At 38.2% G+C, this 11,929-nt stretch carries 9 protein-coding genes; 1 reads left to right on the top strand and 8 read right to left on the bottom strand.

What is annotated here, in order from left to right; all coding sequences use genetic code 11:
• Positions 1-229: 229 nt before the first annotated feature.
• The 5 genes from V6670_RS03910 to V6670_RS03890 all read right to left on the bottom strand — a co-directional run bounded on the left by V6670_RS03910 (position 230) and on the right by V6670_RS03890 (position 9,441).
• A complete protein-coding gene (locus V6670_RS03910; protein ID WP_141904821.1) occupies positions 230-1,315 on the bottom strand; it encodes an SDR family oxidoreductase in 1,086 nt (361 codons plus the stop codon).
• 20 nt (positions 1,316-1,335) lie between these two features.
• Positions 1,336-4,389: an efflux RND transporter permease subunit gene (locus V6670_RS03905; protein ID WP_338652723.1), complete on the bottom strand. Its 3,054-nt coding sequence runs from the start codon at positions 4,387-4,389 to the stop codon at positions 1,336-1,338.
• Between the two features lie 181 nt (positions 4,390-4,570).
• Positions 4,571-6,148 (bottom strand): peptide chain release factor 3, encoded by a 1,578-nt coding sequence (locus V6670_RS03900; RefSeq protein ID WP_338652722.1) that lies wholly within the window; start codon positions 6,146-6,148, stop codon positions 4,571-4,573.
• A 134-nt stretch (positions 6,149-6,282) separates the two neighbouring features.
• Positions 6,283-7,749, bottom strand: a complete 1,467-nt coding sequence (locus tag V6670_RS03895) for a UDP-N-acetylmuramoyl-L-alanyl-D-glutamate--2,6-diaminopimelate ligase (protein ID WP_036125930.1) — start codon at positions 7,747-7,749, stop codon at positions 6,283-6,285.
• A 303-nt stretch (positions 7,750-8,052) separates the two neighbouring features.
• Complete coding sequence (locus tag V6670_RS03890; protein ID WP_141904817.1) at positions 8,053-9,441, bottom strand: aldehyde dehydrogenase; 1,389 nt, start codon at positions 9,439-9,441, stop codon at positions 8,053-8,055.
• Between the two features lie 209 nt (positions 9,442-9,650).
• Here V6670_RS03890 and V6670_RS03885 point away from each other — a divergent pair, with 209 nt between their 5' ends.
• Positions 9,651-9,806: a hypothetical protein gene (locus V6670_RS03885; protein WP_186436192.1), complete on the top strand. Its 156-nt coding sequence runs from the start codon at positions 9,651-9,653 to the stop codon at positions 9,804-9,806.
• A gap of 44 nt (positions 9,807-9,850) precedes the next feature.
• Here V6670_RS03885 and ssuE read toward each other — a convergent pair whose 3' ends face one another.
• The 3 genes from ssuE to V6670_RS03870 form a co-directional block, all read right to left on the bottom strand.
• A complete protein-coding gene (ssuE, locus tag V6670_RS03880; protein WP_141904816.1) occupies positions 9,851-10,384 on the bottom strand; it encodes an NADPH-dependent FMN reductase in 534 nt (177 codons plus the stop codon).
• Positions 10,385-10,555: 171 nt separating this feature from the next.
• The gene (locus V6670_RS03875) at positions 10,556-11,770 is read right to left on the bottom strand and encodes an NAD(P)/FAD-dependent oxidoreductase (protein WP_338652721.1); all 1,215 of its coding nucleotides are present in this window, start codon (positions 11,768-11,770) and stop codon (positions 10,556-10,558) included.
• On the bottom strand, positions 11,730-11,897 hold the full coding sequence (locus V6670_RS03870) for an FAD-dependent oxidoreductase (protein WP_338652719.1): 168 nt from the start codon (positions 11,895-11,897) through the stop codon (positions 11,730-11,732). The genes V6670_RS03875 and V6670_RS03870 overlap by 41 nt, the downstream gene beginning before the upstream one ends.
• Positions 11,898-11,929: the final 32 nt, after the last annotated feature.

The raw sequence follows: 11,929 nt of genomic DNA, 5'->3' as shown, positions 1-11,929 counted from the left end.
CTCGCTAAGTAAATTCGTACCTATTTCTTTTATGGTACATCAATCTACACGTCATTACGTATAGAGCCATTCACTATCACACCCGATGGTCATAACCATGTCTTGACGAATGTGAAACCAGGACATATCATTCCTGCTAGCTACTCCCCTTTGACAAATTGTCGAAGGTATCTTCTTTCCATCATTATAGCACTATCATTTACAACTGACAAAAATATCTATATTGTTTTTACTTAATCTGAATTTGATAGCTCTTCTCTTCCTTATGTGCTAAATAAAAGGCAATCATTTTTGGCATCGTCTGTATAAAATCAGGGCAGGTAATACCACCTTTTTGTAAAATTTGCTGTGCTTCAGCTGTGTCAAATGTGGCATTCCATGTTAAGTAATCTAGCGTTTCTTGTTCAACTCCAAGTTTTTTTCGAATAAAAGGAACTTGTAACGATAGCTTTGCTAATGTAAATGGGAAACGTCCCTTTGGATAGACATTCGTTATTAATTTCACCATAGTACGGTATACTTCCTGTACAGGGTGAGGATTAGGATCTGTTAAATGAAGTGTCTTGCCTTCTGCATCTTGTTCATTCACTACAAAAACTGAGGCATTTAAAATATAATCAACGGGCACGACATTAATCGTTGATGTCGATCGGCCGATGTATGGAATAAAGGGTAAACCCTTTATTCGTTCTACTAAATTTAAAAAGAAGTAAGGTCCATCAAATTTAATGGTTTCACCTGTCATTGAATGCCCCCGCACTATTCCAGGTCTAATAATCGTAAGTGGTATTTCTGATTTTAAATCTTCAACTCGAAGCTCAGCCTCATATTTTGTTTCCTCATAGTAGTTTTTAAATGCTGGAGGCCGAATGAGTTCATTTTCACGGAGTATCCCTTCACGTGTGCCTGCCACATAGGCTGTACTAAAATACATATAGCGTTTTAAATTCGGTAAGGTGCGCACAAAATCATTGACCATTGTTGTACCATGGACATTCACTTTCCATGCAAGATCACGTGGTACCGCTAAATCATAAATAGCGGCTAAATGCCAAAGCACTTCTATTTGCGGTACAATTCCACTGATTATTTGATCATCTAAACCCAGATTTGGCAGCGTAATATCGCCTTCTACAATATGAATTGAACAGTCAGGAAAAGCTTCTATTATTTTGCTTTTCTCCTGCTCTGCCTTAATGGTTTCACCTGCCAACACAATCGCAATAACTTGTTGTGTCTGTCTCTTTTGGAATAATGTCCGAATGAGTTGACTTGAAATGAAACCAGGAAATCCAGTAAAAAAATGAACGTTCATCTCCTATTCCCCCTTGAAATCTAGCGCATCTTTCTTGTTTCTTTATCCACTAAACTATAGATAATCGGTACAATATATAATGTTAGCAATGTCGAGGTTACAAGGCCTCCAATAACCGCAATCCCCATCGGTTGGTTCATCTCTGTTCCTTCACCAATACCAAGCGCTAGTGGAAACAGCCCTAAAATAGTCGTTAACGCCGTCATTAAAATAGGTCGAAGACGATCTTGGCTAGCCAGTAAAATGGCTTCATAAGCAGACATGCCCTTCGCCTTTAGCTGGTTAATATAATCGACAAGCACAATGCCATTGTTTACGACAATCCCTACAAGCACTAAAATACCGATAACAGACGTCACACCGATTAAAGTATGTGTTGCGAACATAGCAATCGCCACACCGATGATCATTAATGGGACTGTAAACATGATGACAAACGGATATTTAAATGACTCAAATTGCGCAGCCATTACAATATAAACTAGTACGATTGCTAGCATAACTGCTAATAGCATATCGTCAATTGCACTATCATAAAGCTCTCGATCCCCACTAAAAACAATTTGAGTAGCAGGCGGTAAATGAACTTGGGTCAATGCTTTATCTACTTTTGCCGAAATGCCGCCCAATGATTCCTTTGTTTCATAATCTACAAAAAAGGCTACCGCTGCTGCCTGATCAGAACGACGAATGGACACGGGTCCCTCTTGTATAGAGACAGTAGCAACATCCTCTAATTTCACAAACAATCCTGCTGGAGAACGAAGCTGCATGGCTTTTAGCGCATCTATACTCGTATTAAATACCTGTCCAAAACCCGTATAAACGGGTAATACAGCGCCGTCCTCAGTAATTAGCTGGGACGTTAATTGTCCTTTTGTCATTTGGTTCACGGTTTGAGCAATTTGTGCTGGGATAAAACCGTAGTCTTTTGCTTTTTCTCGATCGACCTCAATTTGAATCTCTTGCACAGTCTGGTCTAGATCCGTTGAAACATTCGTTACTTCTTGAATCGCTTGTAGCTCTTGCTGCACTTTTTTAACAGTGTGCTGTAGCCTTTGTTCATCTGAGTCTGTTAATCGGAACGTTAATGTATGTGGTGACGAACCCGTTGCTGTTGATACATTAAATGTAATATCAGCTTGCTCTCCAAGCTCTCCCTTTATATCTTGCTCCAACTCTTCGACAAATTCAAAAATGGAACGTTGCCTTTCTGCTAATGGTACTAGTTTGACATACATTTCAGCTTGATTGGCGCTCGTTTGTCCACGCGCTTGCGATTGTTGCGTACCCCCAATTAAGCTAACATAAACATCCACATCTTTTTCCTGCTTCAAGCGCTCCTCAATATGCTTCACTACCTTTTCTGTTTCCGATACAGCGACACCTTTTTCAAGATTGACACTTATAGATGTGAATCCTTCATCGGTGGGTGGTAAAAATTCTGTACCAATTCTAGTCAGCCCAAATAAGGATAAACCAAAGCACATCACCGTAAAAATTAGTATTAGCAGTCGATGCCGTAATACCCATACAATAGAGGATTTGTAATGGTTGTAAAATTTAGAGCTACTGCGCTGCTCATAAAAATTGGCATTTTTCATTTTTAAAAGACGACTTGCTAGCATTGGGACGACAGTAAGCGCAACTACTAGAGAAGCGATTAGGCTGAACGAAATCGTTAGGGCGAATTCTGTAAATATTTGTCCAATCAATCCTTCGATAAACATAACAGGAATGAATACGGCTATAGTAGTTAACGTGGAAGCCGTAATAGCAAGTGCAACCTCCTTAGTTCCTTCCTGCGCTGCAGTAATAGGATCCTTTTCTAGCCCTAAATGTCTTTCGATATTTTCAATAACAACAATGGCATTATCCACTAGCATACCGATACCCAGTGCAAGAGCACCTAGTGTCATGATGTTAAGGGTAAAATCCGCAAAAAACATCAACACAAATGTCACAATAACCGAATAAGGAATAGCAATACCAATAATGATTGGACTCTTTACACTACGTAAAAAAACAAATAGGATGAACATCGCAAATAATCCACCTAAAATTAAAGAAGAGCCAATGTTATTAATGGCTAAATCTACATAATTACCTTGATCGACAAGAATGTCTGCCGTTATCCCCTTATATTGCTCTTTCTTTAGTAGTTCATCTAATGTTTGCTGAAACGCTTTCGAAACTTCTGCTGTATTCGCGCCAGATTCCTGTAAAACGGACATAAGGACTGCTGGATGCTCATTGGCACGAGTTGTCGTAATAGATTGTTGCTCTGTCCTCTCTACGGTTGCAAGATCGCTCACAGTTAGCGCTTCACCTGTTAACGGGTTCACTGAAACGATCAAACTTGCAATACTTTCAGGTGACGATAATGTACTTACAATACGTGTTGTTAACAGCTTACCATCATCTGTTGAAACAGGTTCACCAGGAAGAGATACATTATTCGCTTGGATTATTTGTATAATGTCTGTTTGTGTTAAGCCTTTTTCGACTAGCTTTGCTTCGTCTAATATTATTTGAACTTCCTCGATCAACTTGCCAGAAACATTTACACTTGCAACACCCTCTGTCCGTCGCAGTTCTTTTTCTAAGTCCTCTGCTAATAAACGTACATCTACATCACTATTTTCTGCACGTAATGATAGTTGAATAATGGGAAATTGAGACGGATCAAACTTTAAAAAACTAGGCTTGCCCGCATCATTTGGCAGTGGTGTCATATCAATTCGCTGTAAAATATCGAGTTGGATATCTTCCATATTCGTGGACCAATTAAACTCAAGCATAATTAAATTAGAACCTTCTTGTGAGGTTGACTGTAGTTTTTTTATGCCAGGTAAGGTGGCAAGTGTAGCCTCTAATGGTTTCGTTATCTTCTCATTCACCTCTGTTGGACTTGCCCCTGGATAAGAAGTGACAACAACACCTATGGGGGGATTTAACTCTGGAATTAACGTAATCGGTATTTTTAACAAGGAGACACCGCCTAACAGGATGACAAAAAGCATCGTAACAATTGTAAAGACGGGTCTTTTAATGGAAAAATGACTAATATTCATATAAACAAACTCCTTTTTCTACCTCTTCCTTTCTAGGATAGCCGATTTATAAATGAGCTAAGCCCCCTTCATTTAGTTCGTCGTGCAATATATTTCCTAATACTGTCTATATTCTACAAACAGTGTCAATTTTCCTTGCAAAAAAACACGAATCGCAAAATTGTCGATTCGTGTTTGGTAATTATAGAAGGCTATAAAGTTTAATGTTTTCGTTTTTATCAGCAAACCAGCGCATGGCAAACTCATTTTCAAATAGGAAAACAAGATTATCAAAGCGGTCTTTCACTAGCATAGATCGACCAGAAGACATGGACTCTTTAACATCATCTTCGTTTTCAATCCAACGTGCAATTTTAGAACCGATTGGCTCCATTCTTACTTCCACATTGTATTCATTTTTCATACGATGCTCAAATACTTCAAATTGTAATTGACCAACTGCACCAAGAATGACTTCCTCTGTATGCAGCGTTTTATAATATTGAATAGCACCCTCTTGTACCAATTGTAAAATCCCTTTATGGAATTGCTTTGATTTCATTACGTTTTTCGCTGTTACACGTACGAATAGCTCTGGTGTAAACTGCGGTAATTTTTCAAATTGGAATGTTTTCTTGCCACCTACAACAGTGTCCCCAATTTGGTAAGTTCCTGTATCATATAACCCAATAATATCTCCCGCAACCGCTTCATCTACGGTCTCACGATCATCTGCAAGGAACTGTGTAGATTGAGTCACTTTAAATGACTTACCTGTACGAGCTAATGTCATATTCATTCCGCGCTCAAATTTACCAGAAACAATGCGTACAAAGGCAATGCGGTCACGGTGGGCAGGATTCATATTGGCTTGAATTTTGAAAATGAAACCTGAAAACTCATCATGTTCAACAGGATCAATAAATTGCTCATCTTCGGTAATTCTAGGCTGAGGTGTCGGTGCAAATTGTAAATATGTTTCAAGGAACGTTTGTACACCAAAGTTTGTTAATGCTGAACCAAAAAATACAGGTGTTAATTCTCCACGACGAATTTTTTCCTCAGAATAGGCATTTCCAGCTTCATCTAGCAGTAAAACATCATCCATTGCTTGTGAATAATAAGAAGTAACTTTCATTGGGTGCTCCACAGCAAGCTCTCCATTGTCGTCAATTGGTAAGAATCGTTCAGCTTCATCTGTGCGGAATTGCTCAATACGTTTATTATAACGATCGTAAATACCAAGGAACTCTTTCCCCATACCAATTGGCCAGTTCATAGGATAAGCGTTTATGCCAAGTACTTCTTCAAGCTCTTCTATTAACTCAAGTGGCTCTTTCCCTTGACGATCCAATTTATTAATAAATGTAAAAATAGGGATACCACGCATTTTACAAACTTTAAATAGCTTTAATGTTTGAGCCTCGATCCCCTTGGCAGCATCCACTACCATGACAGCACTATCCACAGCCATTAATGTACGATATGTGTCCTCAGAGAAATCTTGGTGACCAGGGGTATCCAAAATATTCACACGAGAACCATTATAATCAAATTGCATTACGGATGAAGTAACCGAAATCCCACGTTGCTTTTCAATTTCCATCCAGTCAGACGTTGCATACTTACCTGTTTTTTTCCCTTTTACTGTCCCTGCGTCACGAATGGCACCACCAAATAGTAAAAGCTTTTCTGTAATCGTCGTTTTCCCAGCATCAGGGTGACTGATAATGGCAAAAGTACGACGTGATAGTATATCTTTTTCTAAATTTGAATTCATCTCGTCATTCTCCTTTTTTCATACTTAATAATAATAAAAGAAGACTTGCCTTTCGTACAACCTTTTTACATGAAATCTCAAAAAAGAAAACCCTTTAGTTCAACTAAAAGGGTTTCCTAACATTTAATCTTTCATTAAACAAATTTTAATCGGCCAGCTTCTATTGCAATTTCTGCATCACTATGTGGAAATTTTGTATCTTCAATAATTTGATAATCCTCATGACCTTTACCAGCAAAAATAATCATATCACCTGGTTCGGCAACCTCAATGGCATGGCGTACTGCCTCTGCCCGATCCCCGATACAAGCGTAATGGTCATGAAGCATCCCTTTGGCAAGATCGCCCGTAATGCTATCATAGTCCTCATAGCGTGGATCATCTGTCGTCAAAATGACATATTCTGCAGCAGACGCTTTTTCAGCCATCGCAGGACGTTTCGATTTATCACGATTGCCACCTGTTCCAACTAAGAAAATCAGCTTACCCTTTTTATAAGGCTGTGCCGCTTCAATCGCTTTTTCAATTGCATCTGGTGTATGGGCATAATCAATAAAAATTTGTACAGGTAAATCTGAACAAACTTTCTCCATACGACCTTTAACTGGCGGTAGTTGCTCTATTTGCTCAATAATGGACTCCATAGAATACCCACGACCGTAAAATGCAATCATAGCTGCCAACACATTGTAAATATTAAATTCACCAAGTAAATTCATTTTTACACGATAAATCCCTTCTGGCATTTCCACATCAAACAAAGTCATATAGTCGTGATATTCACAGTTAATGGCACGGAAATCGGCCTTTTCATTTTTTAAACCATATGTCCACACTGGAAATGGTGTCATTGCGGCATAGCGCTCTGACCAAGCATCATCAGCATTTAAGACAACAAATTTGCTCTTTTCTAAATCTTGTCCAAGTTGGGAAAATAATAAGCCTTTTGCATGGCCATATTCCTCCATCGTACCATGGAAATCAAGATGATCATGTGTTAGATTTGTGAAAATAGCGATATCATAATCAACGCCTGCTAAACGTCCAAGTGCTAAGCCATGTGATGAAACTTCCATCGTCATTAAACGACAACCTTCCATTTTTGCTCGGAAAATCATTTGTTGTGTCGATAACGCATCACTCGTTGTATTGGCAGATTCATATAAAATGCCATTTAAATTAAAACCGATTGTGCCGGATAAAGCGGATTTTTCGCCCATACCATGCATGATATTTTGAATAATTCCTGTTACGGATGTTTTACCATTCGTTCCAGTTACTCCAATCATCGTTATATCCTTAGAAGGATAATCAAAAAACTTTGCGGCTAATAAGCCTACCGCACGATCTGTATCTCTGACAATCACTTGTGCAATTGTCTCTCCTAACGGTAATTGACGTTCTGTTACAACGATTGTTGCGCCACCATCCACTGCCTTTTGCGCATAATCATGCCCATCCACTGTGTAACCTTTGATACAAACAAACATGCTATTTGGTTGCACACTTCTTGAGTCAATTACAATATCACTAACTTGATCTGGCAACACGCCAATTATTTTTTTCAAAGGTAATGCGCTTAACAATTCCTCTGCATACATTTCATAGTCCTCCAATCAATCTCTACACTCATATCATCATTTTTGATTACTCGACAAAAAACGACAAGATGAATACCCCCACGTTCTATTGAACTTATTTTACTACTTATTTCATGATAAATAAAATGCCTCAGATGTGTTTTTTCAACGAAAACGCTTTCATTTAAAGAAATAATTATGTTTTCTTCGAAATTTTCATTTATAATTACAAATCGACGATTTTCGACATAATTAGGAAGATTTTTTGAGGACAAAGAGGTTATTTTTCAAGGGAGACATCCTAAGATATCTCCCTTCTAATTTCTATTTCATAATGGACCGCACAATTTTCACTTTTTGTTTATATGGTGGGAACAATACATTTGTCTCAAGCTTAGAGGACTTCTTTAAAATGGATTTAGGATGTGTAAAGTTTTCAAAGCTTGCTTTGCCATGGTACGCTTTCACACCAGATGGTCCAACACCACCAAATGGTAAATGTAAATTTCCAACATGAGTGATGGTATCGTTTATACATCCACCACCGAAGGGTAATTCCTCCAAAAAGTATTGTATGGCCTTTTCATGTTCTGAGAAGAAATACGCCGCCAAAGGCTTTGGTAATTGACGAATTTGATGAATCGCCAGTGGTAACTCATTATACATCATAACAGGTAAAATAGGACCAAAGAGTTCTTCCTGCATAGATGGGCTTGTCCATTTTACATACTCGATGATTGTTGGCTCAACATATAAATCATCACGATCAATTCGGCCACCAAATGTAATGGCATCTCGTTCTTCCTTGATAATTTGTTGTAAACGATCGAATTGTCTCAAATTCACAATACGTCCGTAATCAGGGCTTTTTAAAGGATTTTTGCCATAAAACGATCGGATCGTTTCTTTTAAGATTTTCATAAAACGGTCATAAACATCTTTATGAACAAGTAAATAATCGGGGGCCACACATGTTTGCCCAGTATTTGTGAATTTGCCCCATACAATCCGCTTTGCTGCTACTTCTAAGTTTGCAGTTTGATCGACAATCGCTGGACTTTTTCCACCAAGCTCTAAAGCAATTGGTGTCAAACGTTCTGCTGCTGCCTTTGCTATCACTTTTCCAACAGCTACACTACCTGTAAAGAAAATGTAATCAAAGGACGCATGAATAAGAGTTGTTACTTCTTCTTTTTCACCTTCTACCACACGTACATAGGAGGAATGGAACGTTTCTTCAATTATTTTTTTCACAATAGCTGCTGTATGGACAGACGCTTCTGACGGCTTGACAATTGCTGTGTTCCCTCCAACAATGGCACCAATTAATGGTTCCATAACTAGTTGAAATGGATAATTAAACGGTCCAATAATTAATGTGACACCATAGGGTTCACGAACAATGAAGCTTTTGCCCATTTGATATTGTATCGGTGTTTTAACTGCTTCTGGCTCCATCCATTCTTCTACATGCTTTACCATATATGAAATACTATCTAAAACAATGCCAATTTCAGTTGCATATGCTTCAAATTCGCTTTTACGAAGATCTAAATACAGCGCATTCAAGATGTCTTTTTCGTATTTTAAAATGGAAGCTTTTAATTTTTTTAATTGTTCTTTTCGAAACTTTACACTTTTTGTTGCACGAGAAAAATAAAATTGACGCTGCTCTGTAATCATATTTTCCACATCTTGTGACGTAAAATTCATCAATAAAGCACCCCTTTTTTTAAAATGCCATACATAGTTTTTTCATTTTGAAACAAACTATCATTGTCTATACGATACAACATCGAAGGGCAAAAATCCTCTTTCTGCATCGGGGGTGAGATGGCTTTATGTGAAAATGAAATGTTTTAGTTTTTTTATCTCGGGAAATATACAACTACATATTAAAACTGAAATGGGGGCGTAGATGAATGACAACAACAACTGGGACATGGTGGGAGTCCATATTTTCTGGACCATTATCACACGGAATTTGTGAAGAAAAATTATTGCTATTGCAAGATGAAGCTTTTTTATATCTCTCTACAATACCTATGGAGAATGAAGAAAATGTTGAAATCAATTAAAGAAAGCGCATTATAGGATGCCCCTATAATGCGCTTTTACCACGTTAATTAACGATTAACACTTTCTGTAATTGTTCTAACACCGCTTCCAATCTGCTACTAGCCTCTTCTTCAATCGCAAAGCCACCTTCCTCAAGGCGAATAATTTGTTTATCCACAATATAAACAGAATGGGTAATTGATGTTGCTCCAAGCACAGCTAAAACTGGCTTTAATGCATATTCTAATGCCAATAAATGACCGATTGAACCTCCTACAGCAATAGGAAGTATGATCTTCCCAAGCAAGGCTTTTTGAGGCAGTAAATCCAAGTAGGTCTTCAAAATACCTGTATAGGAAGCTTTATAAATAGGGGTTAGTATGACAATAAAATCAGCTTCCTCAACATGCGCATTTTCTGCTTGGATTTCCTTACTGGCAAAATTGGCAGTGAGTAAATCGGTAGCTGGTAGTTCATGTACATAATTGGAATGTACCTCTATTCCTCGCGCAATAAAATGATTTTCCACCTTTTCATGAATGGCAGTAACTCTAGAATTTTTCGAATTGCTCCCATTCAAAATAACTGCTTTTGTCATTTTTCCCACTCCTTTTAATCATTATCATTGTCATAAAAAAGGCTTCTATTTTACAATCAGGCGGATTACCTTTTTGTAAAAATAGAAGCCTCTAGTTGCCTAGTCAACTCTAATACCTAGTATTCTTATAAAATTAATCTACCATAAATTCTCTGAATGTCAATAGCTTTTTCATGATTGGTGAATTGCTTTCCCAAAAACAGCCTTTGCAGCATCTCCAATATGCTCCGATACCGTTGGATGTGGGAAGATCATCTGCGCAAGTGATTGGGCTGTACCACCTGCATTTTTTGTTGCCAATATAGCATTAAGCATTTCTGTGGCACCATCGGCTACAACACATGCACCTAAAATTTGACCACTTTCTTCTGCTGCAATTAACTTCACAAAGCCTTCTGTATTCCCCTCCATTAATGCCTTAGGATTTGTCTGTAGTGGCATTTTGGTCACGGTGTAAGGTATTGTGACCTGCTCCTCTAATAAACCAAATGTAGCAATTTCCGGATGTGTATAAACGCAACGAGGAATTGATGTTTGGTCAATTGGTGTTGGCTGTTTGCCCACAATATAATCGACAACGTAAATGCCTTCAGCACTGGCAGAATGCGCTAGCTGATAACCATCTACTAAGTCACCTATGGCATAAACATGTGGCTGGCTTGTCTGTAAATGTTCATCCACTGCAATTAATCGACCATCTAAAGTTAAGCCTAATTGCAGAGCGATTTCTGTATTGGGACGACGACCAGTTGCAAATAAGAGATTTTCATATGTATAAGGACCTTTAGATGTATGGATGGTATTGCCTTCAAACTTTTCAAATTTGAAATCTGTTACAAGCTCGATATTAAGTTTTTTCATTTTTTCTCGAATCAGTGGTCTTGCTTCAGACTCTTCCGTTTGTAATATATCCTCACTATGATTCAGCAACGTTACCTTTGTACCAAGCGGCGCTAAACTAAAGGCCATTTCAACTGCAATTACCCCACCCCCAATAATAGTTAATTGCGCTGGTAACTCGTCTATATCAAAAAATGTATCCGTCGTAAAATAGGTCGAAGTTGCTAAACCCTCAAATGGCGGGACAAATGGTTTACTTCCTGTCGCTAAAATAATATCTGTAGCCATTATCGTCTCATTCCCAATTGTAATCGTTAAATCCTTTGCGACAGAGGCCTCACCACGATATAAAGTAATATGATTGCTGACAATATAGTGCTCAATATTGTTTAACAGCTGTTGAATAATTGTAGCTTTTCGCTGCATCAATCGAGGAAAATGAATTTCCACTTGAGGCACTTCAATTCCCCAGCTCGTTCCTCGTTTAATTTCCTGTACAAGCTTACTATGCTCTAATAAAATTTTTGAAGGAATGCAGCCAAACATTATAGCAGGCTCCCCCTAGTTTATCCCGTTCGATTAGAGCAACCTTTTTGCCATGTTTCGCTGCATGTATGGCAGCCACATAGCCACCTGGCCCCGCTCCAATGATAGCAATATCAAATTTTTCCATAATTTTCACCTCATGTACCACCATATCATTCG

Source organism: Lysinibacillus sp. Y5S-8 (assembly GCF_036894365.1).
GTDB classification, from domain to species: Bacteria; Bacillota; Bacilli; order Bacillales_A; family Planococcaceae; genus Lysinibacillus; species Lysinibacillus fusiformis_D.
The sequence above is the reverse complement of the archived record's forward strand: the minus strand, read 5'-3'. Positions and strand labels throughout refer to the sequence as shown.